We start from the raw sequence: 16,985 nt of genomic DNA on the forward strand, positions 1-16,985 counted from the left end.
GATGAGACGGTGGTATCTTTCATGCTTGACAGTGCTTCTGTGCTGCCCGATTTCCATCAGGGCCGAGGTTAATTTCACCGGCGAGCCACCATCGAACCGAAAAGCTGTCGAGCGGCTGGCCGAGCAGGGCGAGGTCGGCATCGACTCTCTCAGAGCACTTCTTGTTAACGAAGGGTATCTGGATGCCGCGGTTTCGGTTGAGCAGGGACGATTTGTTATTGATGCCGGCAGGCAGAACAGGATTGAGAGCATCATTTGGCTCGATGACGTTGTTGACACGGTGGATGTCGATGTCGTCTTCGCGAGGGAGGAAGTCGAAAGGCTCATCGAGCGGAAACTGCATAGCTATCGTCGTGAGGGGTATTTTTATGCTTCGGCGATTGTATCGCGGGTTGATCGGCGCGGTGAAAAGGTAACGATTGAGGCGAGGCTTAATCCGGGACCGGTGCTTGCGCTCGATGGTGTGATATATACGGGTTTGGTGAGGACGAGGCCGGAGATGGTGGAGAGGTATATTCCTCCGCTGGACAGTGCGCCGCTTACGGACGAGAAGCTTGGCGATCTGGAGAGGGCGGCAGGCTCGATACCGTTTTTGGATTTCAGGCCACCTTTGAACATACGACCCAAGCCGGGCTATACGGGGGCCGATATTGAGTTCGTTTTTGCCGAGAAGCGTCAGGCGCTTTTCAGCGGCGGCGCGGGGTACGTGCCGAACAATGCTACCAGTTTCGTGTGGGATTTGAATCTCCGTTTTGAGAATCTCTTTGGCGGTGGTCGTCGGATTGATATCAAATCCGAGCGCAGAGAAGAGGATCGTCAGATACTCGATATCGGTTACAATCAGCCGCTTTTTGTTGTGGGGGTTGGCGAGTTTGACTTAAGAGTCGCGACGCGCGACTATCGTGACAGGTTTTATGAGTTCGCTTTGAGCGGCGGATATACGGCAAGGCTCAGTTCGGATTTCTCAGCCGGGTTGTCTCTGGGATGGAGGAGCGTGGAACCGTCGGATAATACGCCATCGTACTCGAGTTTTTCCGGCGGTTTCACGATAGAGCGGGACAATATCGATAACAAGCTCAACCCAGGTTCCGGGCTTGGCGTAAGCTGGACAGTGATATATTCCTACCGAAGATACTCGGAGGATAGTCTTCTCGAAGTCGGTCAGAGGACCAGCTTTAATGAGACCCGCAATCGGATTGGTATAGATGCTTATCAAAAGATCGGCGGATATCTGGTGGGACATGCGGCTTTTGGATATGTCGGGTTGGAGACGAATGAGTCTTTGCCGCCGCCGGCGGAGTTGTATTATATCGGAGGGCCGGGAACGATTCGCGGTTATCGCAACGAGCAGTTTGCCGCGATTAGATCGGCATACGCGACTCTGGAGCCGCGGCTGCGGTTCGATTCGGGATATCTGTTTGTTTTCTACGAGGGGGCTTATATCAACAACCGTGTCGCCGCAGGTGATGGGGGTACTAGGGCGGATGAGTTTTATCGATCGAGTTACGGGGTCGGCGGGGCGGTAATTGACGGTTCGCGTTCGGTTAGGATTTCGCTGGGGTGGAACCCGGAGGCAAGTTTTGACCAACCGCGGCTATCGCTGGAATTCTCTTCCGAGATATAAAAGTTGACCTTGCGGCTCGTTCGGCATATCGTCATGGTGTGTTCAAACTATTAGAGACGCTCAAGCTCATTCGCGCGGTAAACTGCCTGATCGCCATGGCAGGTGTATGGGTCGGCGCGTATATGACATGGCTTCGCCCGGTTTACTACGCGCCGGCGGCCGCCGGCCTGGCCGCTTTTCTGATCTGCGCGGCGGGGAATATCATAAACGATCTGCTCGATATCGAAATCGACCGGGTGAGTCATCCGGGGCGCGTGCTTGTCAAGGGAACGGTGTCGACCCGCTATGCTCTGATTCTTTCGATCTGTTTCAATGTCGTGGCAATCGGACTGGCGCTAACTGTCAGTCTTCCCCTGACAGGGTTGGCGGTAATAGTGATATGTTTGCTTTACCTTTATAATTACAGACTGAAGAAGATACCGCTGGCGGGGAATGTGGTTATTTCCCTTTTAGCAGGACTGACTTTTCTCACCGGTGGGTTCGCCGTCGACTACCGTATGGCGTTGTACCTTCCCGGACCTCTTATAGCGGCCGTTTTCGCGTTTTTTATGAATCTGGTGCGGGAGATTATAAAGGACGTGCATGATGTTGAGGGCGATCGGGCGCTTGGTGTGAAGACGCTACCTCAGGTGATTGGCGAGCAGAAAGCCATTATGGTGGCTCTTTCGCTGTTTTTTGCCCTGGTACTTTTGACGCTGGCGCCGATTCTTTCCGGCTGGTTTGGCAAATGGTATAAAATCATCACGGTGTATATCGTTGACCTTCCGATTCTGGGTTTTCTCATATTTTTGTGGGGGGATCCCAACCGTCGTATGCTGGCTATCGGCGCGGCGCTGATAAAGGTTGGTATGGCTTTGGGAGTGTTGGCCTTAGTGCTGGCTTGATTTTTTTGAAACAATTCGTATTTTTCGCGGTATAATTGCTGTTGTATGCCATAAGCTGTTATATAGCAGAGCGTTAAACGGCGGCCCGAGAGGGACCAGGAATTTGAGTCTGTAGTTAGATAACGTAATTTTGACCATGACAAAGCTCTTATCGGGATTGATTTTTCTCTTATTGTTGGCGACGCCGCTGTGGGCTCAGAGTATCAGCGTGTCGCAATCGCTGGATAAGTCCAGCATGGGGTTCGATGATTCGGTCAGATTTGAAATAGTCCTGAAGTGGGAAGGCTCGCAGACCGCGTATTTGTTTACCAAGCCGCTTGATCCTTCGTTCGATAACCTCAAAATTCGTAGCTACAGTTCATCGGTGGGATCATCGATTACCGATGGCAAAGAAATTACGACGCGGAAGTTCGATTTTATTCTCGAGCCGACCTCGGCCGGAGTCGGCCGGATCGAACCGGTCGACATCGGTTATATCAGTTGGCCGGACAGTCTGCCGGGGCAGTTAGTGACAGAGGTCGTGACAGTGAATATATCATCGCCGAGAGTCGTTGAACCGCCGGGCAGGCCGGCGTGGTGGATTTGGCTGATTATAGTTGTAGTGGCCGTGGGAGCATTTTTCGCGGCGATATTTTTCGCTCGCAGGAGGTCCCGTGCAGTCGAGGAGCCGGTTAAGACGGCCCGCGAGGAGTTTTTGGACAAATTGAAATCAGTAAAGAACGCGGCCGGGTCGGATATGAAGGTATTTCAGACGGAGCTTCACCGGAGTCTGGTGCAGTTTCTGCGAGGTCAGTATAATTTTGATCCGGTGAATCTTTCTGAAGATAGCTTGATAGAAGAGTTAAAGACGGCCGGTCTGGATGATTTTAAAGCGCGCAAGATAGGCGGCTGGCTGGTCAGAGCTGGGAAAGATAAGTACAGCCCGATTTCATCGGGGCCCGGAGAGACTATCCGGCTGGAGTCGGAGATAAGAGATTTTTTTGAAAAGTTGTAATGTGATTATAAACGGAGGACAGTGAGTTAATGGACACTGACATTCAGCAAATTCAGGCGAAGGTTGAGAAAGAATCGGCATTCGTCGAGAAATTGATGGGCCAGATCAGCAGTGTTATTGTGGGCCAGAATTATCTGGTGGAACGTCTGCTGGTCGGTATCCTGGCGGACGGCCACATATTAATAGAAGGTGTGCCGGGGCTGGCCAAGACGCTTTCGGTGAACACTCTCAGCGCCGCTTTGGAGGCGAAGTTTCAGCGTATTCAATTTACCCCGGATCTTCTCCCGGCGGACCTGATCGGTACGATGATATACAATCCCCAGACGGCGGCGTTCTCGGTCAAGAAGGGGCCGGTGTTCGCCAATATTATTCTCGCCGATGAGATCAACCGCGCTCCCGCCAAAGTGCAGTCGGCTCTTTTGGAGGCCATGCAGGAGAGGCAGGTGACAATCGGGGAGAACACCTATAAGCTGGACGAGCCTTTCCTTGTCCTGGCGACTCAGAATCCGATTGAGCAGGAGGGCACGTATCCACTGCCGGAGGCGCAGATTGACAGGTTCATGTTGATGCTCAAGATCACGTATCCATCGCCTGCCGAAGAGCGGATAATCATGGATCGCAACACGGCTACGGAGAAGATTGCGGTTTCGAAGGTGGTGAGTCCTAAGGATATTATCAAAGCGCGCGAGGTGGTGCGTTCGATATACGTTGATGATAAGGTTAAGGACTATATCGTCAATATCGTCTTCGCGTCGCGTGAGCCGGAGAAATACGGCTTGGCCGAACTCAAGGATTTGATCGCTTATGGTGCGTCGCCGAGAGCCACGATATATCTCAATCTGGCGGCGAAGGCGCACGCTTTCTTGAAAGGACGCGGGTATATCACGCCGGAGGATGTGAAGGCGATAGGCCATGATGTAATGCGTCACCGCATTCTGATTACCTATGAGGCAGAGGCGGAAGAGATCACCAGTGACGACATTGTAACGAAGATATTCGACGCCGTAGAGGTTCCGTAATAGTCGGCTATGATACCGAAAGAGATACTGAAAAAGATTCGACGGATAGAGATCCGGACCAAGAAGCTGGTCAATGACCTTTTCTCGGGAGAGTACCATTCCACGTTCAAGGGGCATGGGATGGAGTTCGAGGAGGTGCGCCAGTATGAGCCGGGTGACGATATCCGGTTGATTGACTGGAACGTCACGGCTCGCACCGGGTATCCGTATATCAAGAAATTCAAGGAGGAGCGTGAGCTGTCGGTGGTGATGCTGGTGGACGCGTCGTCATCGGGCAAGTTCGGTACGCGCGACCGTTTCAAGAGCGAGACGGCCGCGGAGTTGTGCGCTCTTCTGGCTTTTTCGGCAATCAAGAACAATGATAAGGTCGGCTTGATTATTTTCACGGATAAGATCGAGAAATTCATCCCGCCGCAGAAGGGGCGCGGACACGTGCTCAGGTTGATTCGTGAGATACTTTATTTCAAGCCGCAGGGAGTAGGGACAGATATCGGCGGTGCGCTTGAGTATTTCAATAAAGTAATCAAGCGCAAGTCGGTGGTGTTTTTGGTGTCGGATTTTCTTTCGGAGCAGTATATCAAGCCGCTTCAGATCGCGAATAACAAGCATGATCTGGTGGCGGTGAAGATATCGGATCCCAGGGAGACGAGGTTCGACAGTCTTGGATTGATCGAGTTGGAGGATGCCGAGACGGGTGAGGTGATAATGGTCGATACGAGTTCGAAGGAATTTCGCAAGGAGTTTTCGGCCAGGGCGGAGGAAGATAACCTGGCGCTTAAAAAGGCGTTTCAGCTTATCAATGTGGATTTTGTCAATATCAGGACGGATGAGTCATACATCGTGCCGCTGATTAATTTCTTCAAGATGAGGGAGAGGCGTTTGTGATGAGCAGGTCATGGATTTTCGCGATGGGCTTTCTCGGGCTGATAGGGTCGGCCAACTTCTTGTCGTGCGGATCAAAAGCTGACTATGCGGATTCGATCGAGCAGCGCAAAAGGCTCGCGGGTGAGCTTCGTGACGCCAAACTCTACAGCGCGGCTATCGAGGAGTACGGTAAGATACTTGATTATCCCTCGCTTGATGTCAAGACGCAAGCGAACATCAATTATTTAATCGGCAAGATATACTTTGAGAATTTGTCCGATTATGAGGACGCGGCGGCATATTACATCCGTGCCCGCTCGCTGGATCCGGAGGGGTCTTTTGCCGGGGAAGCAACAAAGAACCTCGTGACTTCGCTCGAGCGCATGGGTCGCATGGTTGACGCCAGCCGGGAATTAAAGGCGGCGGTGGATATAGATTATTCCCCGAAGGATGACCAGGATGTCGTCGTCGCTAAAATCGGCGATGAGCCCGTGTGGTTGTCGGCCGTGGAAAAAGAGATGCAGAGTCTTCCGCCTAACGTGCAGCGTGATCTTATGGCGCCTGAAAAGAAGGCGGAGTTCGTAAGGCAGTTTGTGGGGATGGAGTTGATGTACCGCGCGGCCATAAGAGAAGGTTTTGATGATGACCCGGAGATAGCAGAGCAAATTCAGCAGTATCACCGGGACCTTCTGATCAATAAGTATGTAATCGACAAAGTGATGCCATCGGTGAAGATTGACAGTATGGATGTGCGCAATTTCTATCAGGCGAATAAGGATGGCCGATACCGGGGCTCGCCGTATGATTCGGTAAAGGCGCAGGTCTTCCTCGATTATCAGGGACAAAAGACGCAACAGGCGTTCTCGGATTATGTTGCGAAACTGGCCGAAGCAGAGAAGGTGCAGTTTATCGAGGAAAACATAAAATAGAGCGATTATGGCAAGACGATTCACATATATGCTCCCAACTCTGATAGTGCTGGTGTTGTCCGCGATGGTGTCGGCGCAGCAGGCAGATCAGCAGCCGGCGGATACCGTTGGTTCGATGGCCGGCGTATCGATAACGACATCGGTGGATAGGGCAGAGGTCTATATTGGGGATTTGATTACCTACAAGGTGACCATTCAGTATGATTCGACGCTGGAGCTTGTGCCGCCGCCGCTCGGGGCGAATCTGGGAGCGTTTGATGTTAAGGATTATCAGTCGGATATTCTGACGCGTCTCGATGACGGCCGGTTTCAGAGCGAGAATATATTTGTCCTGAGCACGTTCACGACCGGTGACTATGTGATTCCGCCGATTCCGGCGGTGTTCAATCTGCCGGATGGTAGCAGGAAGGTGCTGTTGTCGGATGTGGTGCCGATAAAGGTTTTGTCGCTCCTGGGCGACGCGAACGATTCGACTGATATAAAACCCCTCAAAGCACAGTATGAGTTTAAGCGTGACCTGATCAAATACTATATCTATGGCGGGTTGGGACTGCTGGTTTTGTTGGTAGCAGGTCTATTGATTTGGCTTAAGCTGCGAAAGAAGAAAGTAGCGGCCGAGTCGGTGGATCTTCGTCCTGCGTGGGAGATAGCCTTTGAGAAGCTGGCGATGTTAAAGCAAAAGAACCTCTCCGCCGAGGGACGGTTCAAGCAGTTCTATATCGAATTGACGGAAATAATCAGATCTTATTATGAGAAGATGTATGGCATCAATGTAATGGATATGACCACGGGTGAGTTTTTGACGGCGTTTCGGGGTCTGGAGTTGCCGTCTGGACATTTCGAGCGCACGGAGAAGTTTTTTGCTCATGCCGACCTGGTGAAGTTCGCCAAGTATGTACCGGAGCTGCAGCGGACGGAAAAGGATTTCGAAGAGGTGCATCAGGCGATTGAGACAGTCCGGGTGGAATATGAGCGCAGACTCACCGCTCAGGTAAGTATCAACGGGAAGGCGCGTCAGGCAACAGAGGTGACGTCATGATTCTGGAGTTTGCCGGTCTGAGCCTCAGTGTCTTTGATGTGATAGACACGACCATCCCGGCTATCGCCATATTTATCATCGGCGGTTTAGTAGTCGCGGCCATGGTTTACCACCATTTCAGACGGAAGCGGTTCAAGTCGGCGACGATAAAGTATTCGGACGTGAGGATTGTAAAGAGGGCGGCACGGTCGAGTCGTCAACGGTACCGGTTTCTTTTGAGTGTTTTTCGTGTTCTGGCGGTGATTTTGTTCGTGATCGCCTTCGCTCGTCCGCGATCGGGAACGGAGTACCAGGAGATAACTTCGGAGGGCGTGGATATCATGATGGCGCTCGACGTGTCTTCATCGATGCAGGCCGAGGATTTCAAGCCCAATAATCGATTGTATGTGGCCAAAGAGGAGATGAAGAAATTCATCAACCGTCGCGTGAATGACCGTATTGGTCTGGTTGTGTTTGCTCGTTATTCGTTTACGCAGTGTCCGTTAACGACTGATTACGGGGTGCTGTTGAATTTCGTCGATCAGGTTGATTTCGGTTTGGTTGAGGACGGTACGGCGATAGGCATGGCAATCGCGAACGCGGTGAACCGTTTGAGGGAATCGGAGTCGAAGTCGAAGATTATCGTTCTGCTTACCGATGGTGACAACAACGCCGGGGAGATTGATCCGCTTACGGCGGCCAATCTGGCCGAGGCCATGGGTATAAAGATATATACGATTGGAGCGGGTAAGCCGGGCAATGCCATGTATCCTTATCAGGATCCGGTATTCGGAAAGAGATATATCTACCAGCCGACGAAAATCGATGAAAAGACGTTGAAAGAGATTGCCGACAGGACGGGGGGGAAGTACTTCCGGGCCAGGTCGGGTGAGGAGCTGGAGGAAATTTACGGGATTATCGATAACATGGAAAAAACCGAGGTCAAGGTTGCGGCGCATATACAATACAAAGAGTTGTTCCATTACTTTGCCTACGCCGGACTGATACTTCTGGTCCTCGAGATGATTCTGGCCAATACGTTTTTCAGGAAGCTGCCATAGGGGTGATTTAGATGCGATTCGCGGAGCCGATAAATTTTCTTTTGATAGGCGTGGTGATACTCATCGCAGTATTCGTATTCTGGGCGATCGCGCGCAAGAAAAGGCTGCTTCGGCAGTTTGGTGACCTTCCTCTGATAATGAAGAACGCTCCATACATATCATTTGCCCGTCAGCGGACAAAGGCGTTATTGCTTCTGGTGGGGTTGGTGTTTGTGTCGCTGGCTCTGGCGCGCCTGCAGTTCGGTACGCATCTGGAGGTATTAAAGCGCGAGGGTATCGACATCGTGGTGGCCCTTGATGTATCGAACTCCATGCTCGCCCGCGATATGAAGCCAGACCGCTTGACCAAGGCCAAACAGGAGATAAACGGCATTATAGAGAGGCTCAAGGGGGATCGTGTCGGGTTGGTGGCTTTTGCCGGGCAGGCTTTTGTGCAGTGCCCGTTGACGCTGGATTATTCGGCGGCGCGTTTTCTTCTGGGGGCAATGGACCAGACATCGGTATCCCTTCAGGGGACATCGTTGACAACCGCGATAGAAACCTCGGCGAAGATGTTTGACCAGCAGCAGCGCAAGCACAAGGTTCTTTTGCTGTTGACCGATGGTGAGGATCATGAGCCGGGAGCGATACAGGCCGCGGAAAATGCCCGCAAAGAGGGTATAAAGATATACACCGTAGGAATTGGCGGCGCCGCGGGGGAACCTATACCGGTGATTGACCGTAATGGTAAACAGGTCGGGTTCAAAAAGGATGAAAACGGCGAAGTGGTCGTGACAAAGCTCGATGAGGATATCCTCAGGAAGATCTCGCTGGCGACCGGCGGCGATTACTACCATGCCACGGCCGGTGAGATGGAGCTTGACCGCATCTTTGATGAGATATATAAGATGGAAAAGAAGGAACTCGAGGGTACGCTGGTGACCCGGTATGACGACCGTTTTCAGTGGCCGCTTTTAATTGCCTTGTTTTTTATTGTCGGGGAGTTTTTCTTTTCCGAGCGTAAGAAAGTGAAAAGGAATTCGGTTGATGCTTAGAGCGGTACTGATATTGGCTTTGCTGTTGCCCCCGGCGGGTGTTTTCGCGGCGGATTATGTCGATCTGGTTAAGCAGGGCAACGAAGCATATAGAAAGCAGGATTACAAACAGGCGCTTGAGTATTACCACAGCGCGGAAACGGATTTGCCGGAGTCGCCGCAGTTGGAATACAATATCGCCGGCGCTTTGTATCAGCAGGGCAACTACGAGGAAACCGTTGAGCGTTACACCAGGGCCCTTAACGCCAGCGATTCGGCGCTGGAAGAGCAGGCTCATTATAATCTGGGTAATACCTATTTTCGCATGGCAGATTACGAAAAGGCCATTTCGGCATACCAGGAAGCGCTCACTCTGAACCCTGAGGATGTTGACGCGAAGTTCAATCTTGAGCTGGCGCGAAAGCGCCTGAAAGAGCAGATTAAGCCCGAGCAGCAGCAACAACAGGACGAGCAGCAACAACAGAAGCAGCAGGACCAGCAGCAACAGCAAGATCAGCAAAACCAGGATGAGCAGCAACAGCAGCAGGATCAACAGCAGCAGGATCAGCAGGAAAGCAAACCTGAAGAGCAACAGCAAAAGCAGGATTCCCAGCAGGACACGGAGATGTCGCGCGAGGATGCGGAGCGAATATTGAACGCTCTGCGCGATGACGAACAGGACCTTCAAAAGAAGATCAAGCGGGAAGATAGTGCCCGGGATTACCAGGGTAAGGACTGGTAGAAAGAGAACGATGAGAGCGGATCTGTTGAGATATATAGGATTGGCCGCCGCGGTGTTGACGGTACTCTTCACCGGCGCCGGTGTATCGGCTCAGGATATATCGGTCAGTGTTGCGCTGGACCGTGATAGTATCGGTCTGGATGAGCAGGCGGTTCTTCAGGTGGAGGTTTCGGGTAGCGTGCAGAATCTCCCGGATCCTCAGATGCCGACACTGTCGATGTTTGAGATTTATTCTCAGGGACGTTCGAGCAGTATTTCAATCGTTAATGGGCAGGTGAGTTCATCGGTTACGTATCGGTACGTGATGATTCCCACGAAGGCCGGGACTTTTCCGATAGATCGAATAGCAGTGGTGTATCAGAACAAACGATACAAAGGCAATCCGGTAGAGTTGACTGTTCTGGATAAGGGAGTAGCTACTTCTCCTCAGCTCAGCGAACAGGCCCAGGACACCAGCGGCACGACGAAGGATTATTTCCTTGAGGCGGTGGTAGACAATCGCAACCCGTATGTCAACCAGCAGGTGACTCTCACGCTAAAGTTCTATATCGCCGTTCAATACTACGGCAGCCCGGAGTTGACAGAGCCTACGACGACCGGTTTCTGGACCGAGGTGCTCGGTAACAAGGCGCCTTACTATCAGAGAATAAATGGGCGCAACTATCGGGTGATTGAGCGCAAGTACGCCCTGTTTCCCACTCAGACGGGGGAGTTGACGATAGGCAGGGCGATGATAACGACCACGGTTCCATCGAAGAGCCGCGCCCACAGGGATCCATTCGATGTATTCGGTGATGTGTTCGGTCGCGGGGAAGAGGTGGTGCTGCGGAGCAAGCCGATAATCATTGATGTTAAGCCGCTGCCGACTCTCGGGCGTCCCGATGATTTTAGCGGGACGATCGGTGATTTCAGTATTACCGCCACGGCGAGCAAGTCGGAGGTTGAAGTAAATCAGCCGGTGTCGGTTACGATCAAGATCAGCGGGACGGGGAATATAAAATCGGTGGCGCAGCCTGAAATTGGTGAGCTAATCGATTTCCGGGTGAGGCATGCTTCGAGCAGCGAGAACATATCCAAGGTCAATGACAGAATTGGCGGCACAAAAATTTACGAAGAGGTTTTTATTCCTAATCGACCCGGGGATCTTGAAATACCGCCGATATCGTTCAACTATTTCGATCCACAGCTCGGCAAGTATGAGTCTCTATCTACGAGACCGATCAGGCTGAAGGTGACCAAGCCCGAAGGTTACGTAGCATCGCCGGAGGTGCCCTATGCGCCGCCCGGTCACACTATCGGCAGCGAGGCGCGGGATATTCGTTTTATCAAGACTGATATCGGGGATTTGAGTTCGACGGGGAAGATGGTGATTGCCACGCCGGTCTTCGTAGTGGTCAACGGTTTGCCTGTTCTGGCATTCCTTGGGATCCTCGTCTGGCGAATTCGTCGCGAAAAGATGGCCGGGGATATCGGTTATGCCAGGTCCCGGGCGGCCTCGAAAGCGGCCCGCAAGCGTCTGGCGAAAGCACGGTCTCTGGCACAAACTGACACGGTGGGACAATTCTATGCCGAGATATACACGGCGCTGATATCGTACGTGGCTGACAAGCTGAATATTTCACCACATGGTTTGACCAGTGAGAAAGTCAGTCAGTTGTTATCTGACCGGGGCGCTGGTGAAGAGTTGATAGGGCAATTCGTAGAAATCATGGGGAAGTGTGATTTTGCCAGATACGCGCCATCTTCGATAACAGACCAGGATATTCAGGCCACACTCAGCCAGGCCGAGGCGGTTATGGTAGCGCTTGGGGGGGTGCGTTTTGAGCGGTAAAAGGCTTATTCTTTGCGCCCTGATTCTATTCGGTATGGCCGGTCAGGTGATTGGGGCCGGGGATATCGATGATGAGTTCAAGATGGCCAGCGGCTTTTATGAGAAGAAGGATTACCAGAGCGCTATCCGCTTATATGAAAGTATTCTCAGTCAGGGTAAGGAGTCGGACGCGATCTATTTTAATCTTGGCAATGCCTATTTTAAGACTGGTGACCTTGGACACGCCATATTGAATTACCTCAAGGCGAAACGCCTGAATCCCGGCGATGAGGATATAAGACATAACCTTGAGTTCGCCCGGCGGTATTCGAGAGTCCAGATGGAGGGAGTGGAGTTGAACCCCGTTAACTCATTTTTCAGTTCGCTGGTTGACAATTACGGGTTTGGGACACTGGTCTGGCTATCATCGGCGTTCTTTGTTTTGTTAATGCTGGTTTTGATAGTCCGGTACGGTATAGGAATTAACAGCTTGTTGGTGCGGGTTGCCATCGCTGTGCTTCTGATTTTTCTGATGGTGTCGGCCGGTCTGACCAGCTTCAAGTACCGTGAGGATTATGCTACTTCCCGGGCCGTAATTGTCGCCGAGGAAAGCCCGGTTTATACGGGTCCATCGGAGCAGTCCGGTATTGAACTTGAGGGCGCTCCGGGATTGATTGTCGAGATACTCGATGAGAGTGGCGGGTATTATGACGTGCTGTTCGAGAACAAGCGGCGCGGATGGATCCAAAAAGAATTAGTTGCTGTATTGTAACGATTTAGCCCACCGGACCATCTTTTATTTAATTGACACCCTTCCGGCAAACATCTATCTTTTAGGCCAATTACAGTAGCGTTTATCTGCCAAGGTTTTATGATTTTTAAGAAGAAACAGTTCTGGGGCATCATCATAGCGATTGCATTTCTGGGCTACTGTCTGTGGGGCGTGCGGCTGGAAGAAATAAAGGCATTGTCTGAGAAGCTCGATTTGGCCTTTTTGGTTCCCGCGATTCTGTGTACGTTCGCTTTTATCATAACGAAGGCGTTGCGGTGGCGGCTGATGGTGGCGCAGCAGAAAGAGATTCCCCGGGGCCGGGCGATTACGCTGTATTCAGCCGGTCAGATGCTGAATATCGTTATGCCGGCCTTGACCGGGCAGGTGGGACGTCTGTTTCTTTTCGCCCGCAGTGAGGGGTTGCGCAAGACCTTCGTTTTTTCCACCATAGTGCTCGAGATACTCTTTGACGCCATCAGTCTGATATTGGTTCTGGTGGTAACCTCGCTGGCGTTTGTGCTCCCCGACAAGTATCGTCCGGCGGGATATATCATCTCAGCCATAGTGGTTGTCGTTCTTATTCTGTTGTATTTGATCCTGCACTATCAGCAGTCGTTGGAAAACATGGGGCGCGACAAGCTCAGGGACCGCTGGCCGGGGGCTTATATCGGCATGAAGAAATTCATTCGATCATTCACCCAGGGTATAAACCTGCTTCGAAGCAGCCAGCATTTTCTGGGGAGTCTCGCTTATTCGCTGGGGTCGTGGATAACGCATACGCTGGTGGTGTATTTTCTGCTTCGTTCTTTCGGTTTCGATTTGCCGGAGGCGGCTTTAACGGTGATGATCATCAACACGCTGGCTTTGATGATTCCGATCACGCCGGGGAATGCGGGGACTTTCGAGTTTGCCGTGAGTACTTCTCTGGCGGCTTTTCCGGAGGTGGGACGCAGCGATGCTGTCTTATTTGCTTTGGCGCTGCACCTGCTTGACCTTCTGCCGATATCGGCGTTGGGCTTTATCTTTCTGAGGTCGGAGAAAGTCTCCATCCAGAAATTGAAATCCGAGCATGAGCACCAGGATATATTTGACAAAGTGTCGGAAGAGGGTACTTTAGTGGAGGATGAGGAAACAGTATGATCAAATCTTTCCACTATGTGCCCGGTGACGGGGTCAAGATTTATGACGGGATCGCGGATTTCGACAGTCTGATCGCGGTCGACAACTCGCATCTGTGGGTGGACCTTTGCAAACCGACAGATGAGGAGTCGTATATCCTGACGCACGACTTCAAGTTTCACCCGCTGGCAATCGAGGACGTTATTTCGGAAAAGCCGCGGACGAAGCTCGATGTTTACGACCGGTATATCTTTTTAGTGTTTCAGATAGTGGATTACATAGGCAGGGAGGAGGGGCTGAAGGTCGGGGAAATTGACTTGTTTCTGACGGCCAACGCGCTGGTGACAGTGCACTACGACGAACACCGCATATTCGACTATTTGTATCACCGGGCAGAGCGGGATGAGCGTCTCATCGGACGGGGTGCGGATTTTCTGTTCCATGCCGTTCTGGACACGGTAGTGGACAATTATAATACCACGCTTGACATTCTCGAGTATGAGGTCGATGAGGTGGAGGATGATGTTCTGGGTGAGCCGGACGAGGACACGATCAAGTCAATCTTCACGTTACGTCGCGATATAGTGCACCTCAAACGGATCGTTCTGCCTCAAAAAGAGATTCTCCATCGATTCAGCCGGGAGCAGTTCAAGCAGATTACGTCGGTGGCGGGCGTCTACTTTGCCGATATTCATGACCATCTTATGCGGATTAACGATATAACGGATGTTCACCGCGAGATTCTGAATTCCTCGCTGGAAGTGTACTATTCTTCGGTTTCGACCAAGACCAACGAGATTATCAAGGTTTTGACTATTTTTACCGTTCTGTTCATTCCCCCTACTTTCCTGGTGGGTTTGTGGGGTATGAATTTCAATTTCATGCCGGAGCTTGACTGGGAGTACGGCTATTTTGTGGCTCTGGGGTTTATGCTGCTGGTAGTGGCCGGCCTGGTCATTTTCTTCCGTAAGAAAAAGTGGCTCTGAACGCAATTCTAACATAATCGCAACTTTTTTCAGGCAATTCGTATAAATGTTATTGACAGGCGGAATCGAAGCGGTAGATTAGATACCTACCGGTTAGTATCTAAACCGGTTTTTTGATGGATTTACTTTTTATACGGGTTTTTCTTAATGAGCAAGATAAAGCAGAGTCCGAAAATGCCGGCTGAAGAGAGACGAGATCAGCTTTTGCTTTCGGCCTGGGATCTGTTTTTGAAGCAGGGTTACAGGGATACGACTACCGAGCAGATAGCCCGCCGGGCCGGGCTTACCAAGGGCGCCCTTTACCACCACTTCAAGTGCAAAGAGGATCTTTTGTACGGTCTGATAAAGCGGACCACCGATGAGCGTCTGGAGCGGATGCGGGAGGCCCTGGGCCAGTCGAAAACGCCGGCTGATATGCTGGAGATTTTGATCTCGACCGACAAGGCGTGGGTCCGTCATGATTCGGAGAATCATTTCGATATTTGGATTCAAGCCATGAGGGTGCCAAAAGTGCGTAAGCTGTTGAACCGTCAGTTTGACCGGTATCTTGACACTTTCGTGGCGGCTATGGGGAGTCGGTTCGGGAGTAAAAGTCGTCGTCGGGAGTTGGCCGTGCTTATAATGTCGCTTTTTCACGGTCTTCAGATTCGCAAGACGGTTTACCCGGCCTGTGTTAATATCCCGGCGCAAATAAGGCTTTTTGACAAGCTTGTGGCGGAGGGTATAACGAGGAACTCGGATGGGTAGACAGGTAGATTGAAAGAATATATCATGATAAGGATAACCATGGGGATTCAATTGGACAGTTTTGTCAAACGGATATGGGCGCGATGGGCGGCTGCCCTGCTGGCTGTGACCTTGACTTTCGCGGCCGGAGTCAGGGCCGCGACGCCCTTGACGATTGACGATGTGCGGCGGATGGCGCTTGAGTTCAACCGGACGTATCTGGCTGCGCAGGAGGATGTGATCAAGGCGGAGACCGAGATTACGACTGCCCGGGCGGACGCTTTGCCGGACATCACAGCCTCGAGCCATTACAATCGTAACCTGAAACTGGGTTCGTTTTTTCTCAACCCGGAGGGAGCCGAGACAATCGAGTTCAAGACGGGGTTCAAAAACGAATTTGGGGCCTCGCTATCGCTTCGCCAGTCAATCTGGAAAGGTGGCAAGGTGTTTAAGGCCCTCAAAATAGCCAAGCTTTACAAGGCCTATGCCGAGCAGATCAGCCAGGAGGTCAGGGCGTCGGTTATATACAACGCCGAGTTGTTGTTTTATCAGGCCATACTAGAGCAGTCAAACCTTCAGGTTTTGGAGAAGGCATTTGAGGCCAACAGCTATAATCTGGAGATGGTAGAGAAGTCGTATTCACAGGGGATGGTCAGTGAGTATGAGGTACTCAGGGCGAGGGTAGAGAAATCGAATTTAATGCCGCAAATTCTGGCGTCGCAGTCCAATCTGCGCTTATCGCAAAAACGCCTCAAGTCGTTTTTGGGTATAGACTTAAATGAGGATATCGTGCTGGTTGAAGCGGACGATGATACTTCGATTGTCACTTTGCCGGCGCTTGCCACGCTGACGGACACGGCGCTTGCGGTGCGTCCGGAGGTGAGGCAGGCGGAGAGCCTTACGGAGATAGCAGAGAAGGCGATCGGTGTTGCCCGGGGGGATTATTTCCCCAGTCTGGAAGCGGTTTCGACTTACAGTTGGTCGGCGCAGTCGGATGATCTGACGCTGAGCGAGAACCAAGCGACGGCGTGGACGGCCGGTTTGAACCTGAGCATACCGCTCTTCAAGGGTGGGGCGACGCGCGGCGCCGTGAGGGCTTCACGCGCCGATTACGAGCAGGCTAAACTGGCGGCCCAGGAGACGCGTGACGCGGTCAAGCTTGAGGTGGAAGAGGCTTATGATCTTTTGCTTCAGGCTAAAAAGTCTCTCGATGTGCAGGAGATTACGATTGCGCAGGCGGAGGAGGGGCTGAAGATCGCCAATCTGCGTTATGAGTCGGGTGTGGGAACACAGCTTGAGGTATTATCGGCGCAGACGGCCCTGACGCAGGCGAGAAACGCGCTCGCTCTTGCGAAGTTTTCCTTCCGTCAGGCGAAGGCGCAGCTAAAAAAGGCTACAACTCTTGAAACAATATAATTGGTGGG

16 protein-coding genes are annotated in these 16,985 nt (G+C 51.8%); all 16 read left to right on the forward strand.

Annotated features, from left to right (window positions below; genetic code table 11):
- Position 1: 1 nt before the first annotated feature.
- The 16 genes from AB1483_12925 (at position 2) to AB1483_13000 (ending at position 16,977) form a co-directional block, all read left to right on the forward strand.
- Positions 2–1,624: a BamA/TamA family outer membrane protein gene (locus tag AB1483_12925; GenBank protein ID MEW6413353.1), complete on the forward strand. Its 1,623-nt coding sequence runs from the start codon at positions 2–4 to the stop codon at positions 1,622–1,624.
- A 38-nt stretch (positions 1,625–1,662) separates the two neighbouring features.
- Positions 1,663–2,508 (forward strand): geranylgeranylglycerol-phosphate geranylgeranyltransferase, encoded by an 846-nt coding sequence (locus AB1483_12930; GenBank protein MEW6413354.1) that lies wholly within the window; start codon positions 1,663–1,665, stop codon positions 2,506–2,508.
- A gap of 136 nt (positions 2,509–2,644) precedes the next feature.
- Positions 2,645–3,502: a BatD family protein gene (locus tag AB1483_12935; GenBank protein ID MEW6413355.1), complete on the forward strand. Its 858-nt coding sequence runs from the start codon at positions 2,645–2,647 to the stop codon at positions 3,500–3,502.
- Between the two features lie 29 nt (positions 3,503–3,531).
- The gene (locus AB1483_12940; GenBank protein MEW6413356.1) at positions 3,532–4,521 is read left to right on the forward strand and encodes a MoxR family ATPase; all 990 of its coding nucleotides are present in this window, start codon (positions 3,532–3,534) and stop codon (positions 4,519–4,521) included.
- A 9-nt stretch (positions 4,522–4,530) separates the two neighbouring features.
- The gene (locus AB1483_12945; GenBank protein ID MEW6413357.1) at positions 4,531–5,406 is read left to right on the forward strand and encodes a DUF58 domain-containing protein; all 876 of its coding nucleotides are present in this window, start codon (positions 4,531–4,533) and stop codon (positions 5,404–5,406) included.
- Complete coding sequence (locus AB1483_12950) at positions 5,406–6,314, forward strand: hypothetical protein (protein ID MEW6413358.1); 909 nt, start codon at positions 5,406–5,408, stop codon at positions 6,312–6,314. Before AB1483_12945 ends, AB1483_12950 begins: the two co-directional genes overlap by 1 nt.
- Before the next feature lie 7 nt (positions 6,315–6,321).
- Positions 6,322–7,353 carry a hypothetical protein gene (locus AB1483_12955; GenBank protein MEW6413359.1) on the forward strand — a complete coding sequence of 344 codons (1,032 nt, stop codon included), beginning with the start codon at positions 6,322–6,324 and terminating at the stop codon, positions 7,351–7,353.
- Positions 7,350–8,393, forward strand: coding sequence for a VWA domain-containing protein (locus AB1483_12960; protein ID MEW6413360.1), 1,044 nt, complete (start codon positions 7,350–7,352; stop codon positions 8,391–8,393). Before AB1483_12955 ends, AB1483_12960 begins: the two co-directional genes overlap by 4 nt.
- An 11-nt stretch (positions 8,394–8,404) precedes the next feature.
- Positions 8,405–9,427 (forward strand): VWA domain-containing protein, encoded by a 1,023-nt coding sequence (locus AB1483_12965; GenBank protein ID MEW6413361.1) that lies wholly within the window; start codon positions 8,405–8,407, stop codon positions 9,425–9,427.
- Positions 9,420–10,148: a tetratricopeptide repeat protein gene (locus tag AB1483_12970; GenBank protein ID MEW6413362.1), complete on the forward strand. Its 729-nt coding sequence runs from the start codon at positions 9,420–9,422 to the stop codon at positions 10,146–10,148. Before AB1483_12965 ends, AB1483_12970 begins: the two co-directional genes overlap by 8 nt.
- Before the next feature lie 10 nt (positions 10,149–10,158).
- Positions 10,159–11,979: a BatD family protein gene (locus AB1483_12975; protein MEW6413363.1), complete on the forward strand. Its 1,821-nt coding sequence runs from the start codon at positions 10,159–10,161 to the stop codon at positions 11,977–11,979.
- On the forward strand, positions 11,969–12,730 hold the full coding sequence (locus AB1483_12980; protein ID MEW6413364.1) for a tetratricopeptide repeat protein: 762 nt from the start codon (positions 11,969–11,971) through the stop codon (positions 12,728–12,730). The genes AB1483_12975 and AB1483_12980 overlap by 11 nt, the downstream gene beginning before the upstream one ends.
- Positions 12,731–12,829: 99 nt before the next feature.
- Positions 12,830–13,870: a lysylphosphatidylglycerol synthase transmembrane domain-containing protein gene (locus AB1483_12985; protein MEW6413365.1), complete on the forward strand. Its 1,041-nt coding sequence runs from the start codon at positions 12,830–12,832 to the stop codon at positions 13,868–13,870.
- On the forward strand, positions 13,867–14,835 hold the full coding sequence (corA, locus tag AB1483_12990; protein ID MEW6413366.1) for a magnesium/cobalt transporter CorA: 969 nt from the start codon (positions 13,867–13,869) through the stop codon (positions 14,833–14,835). The genes AB1483_12985 and corA overlap by 4 nt, the downstream gene beginning before the upstream one ends.
- A gap of 147 nt (positions 14,836–14,982) precedes the next feature.
- Complete coding sequence (locus tag AB1483_12995; GenBank protein MEW6413367.1) at positions 14,983–15,582, forward strand: TetR/AcrR family transcriptional regulator; 600 nt, start codon at positions 14,983–14,985, stop codon at positions 15,580–15,582.
- Positions 15,583–15,606: 24 nt separating this feature from the next.
- Positions 15,607–16,977 (forward strand): TolC family protein, encoded by a 1,371-nt coding sequence (locus AB1483_13000; GenBank protein MEW6413368.1) that lies wholly within the window; start codon positions 15,607–15,609, stop codon positions 16,975–16,977.
- Positions 16,978–16,985: the final 8 nt, after the last annotated feature.

The sequence above is a fragment of the Candidatus Zixiibacteriota bacterium genome (assembly GCA_040756055.1).
Taxonomy (GTDB): Bacteria; Zixibacteria; MSB-5A5; order GN15; family FEB-12.

Excerpts from the sequence above, each read along its gene's own strand:
- AB1483_12960 (MEW6413360.1), top strand. The coding sequence starts at position 7,350 with ATGATTCTGGAGTTTGCCGGTCTGAGCCTCAGTGTCTTTGATGTGATA.
- AB1483_12975 (MEW6413363.1), top strand. The coding sequence starts at position 10,159 with ATGAGAGCGGATCTGTTGAGATATATAGGATTGGCCGCCGCGGTGTTG.
- AB1483_12935 (MEW6413355.1), top strand. The coding sequence starts at position 2,645 with ATGACAAAGCTCTTATCGGGATTGATTTTTCTCTTATTGTTGGCGACG.
- AB1483_12985 (MEW6413365.1), top strand. The coding sequence starts at position 12,830 with ATGATTTTTAAGAAGAAACAGTTCTGGGGCATCATCATAGCGATTGCA.
- AB1483_13000 (MEW6413368.1), top strand. The coding sequence starts at position 15,607 with ATGATAAGGATAACCATGGGGATTCAATTGGACAGTTTTGTCAAACGG.
- AB1483_12950 (MEW6413358.1), top strand. The coding sequence starts at position 5,406 with ATGAGCAGGTCATGGATTTTCGCGATGGGCTTTCTCGGGCTGATAGGG.
- AB1483_12940 (MEW6413356.1), top strand. The coding sequence starts at position 3,532 with ATGGACACTGACATTCAGCAAATTCAGGCGAAGGTTGAGAAAGAATCG.
- AB1483_12965 (MEW6413361.1), top strand. The coding sequence starts at position 8,405 with ATGCGATTCGCGGAGCCGATAAATTTTCTTTTGATAGGCGTGGTGATA.
- AB1483_12955 (MEW6413359.1), top strand. The coding sequence starts at position 6,322 with ATGGCAAGACGATTCACATATATGCTCCCAACTCTGATAGTGCTGGTG.
- AB1483_12925 (MEW6413353.1), top strand. The coding sequence starts at position 2 with ATGAGACGGTGGTATCTTTCATGCTTGACAGTGCTTCTGTGCTGCCCG.
- corA (MEW6413366.1), top strand. The coding sequence starts at position 13,867 with ATGATCAAATCTTTCCACTATGTGCCCGGTGACGGGGTCAAGATTTAT.
- AB1483_12970 (MEW6413362.1), top strand. The coding sequence starts at position 9,420 with ATGCTTAGAGCGGTACTGATATTGGCTTTGCTGTTGCCCCCGGCGGGT.
- AB1483_12995 (MEW6413367.1), top strand. The coding sequence starts at position 14,983 with ATGAGCAAGATAAAGCAGAGTCCGAAAATGCCGGCTGAAGAGAGACGA.
- AB1483_12945 (MEW6413357.1), top strand. The coding sequence starts at position 4,531 with ATGATACCGAAAGAGATACTGAAAAAGATTCGACGGATAGAGATCCGG.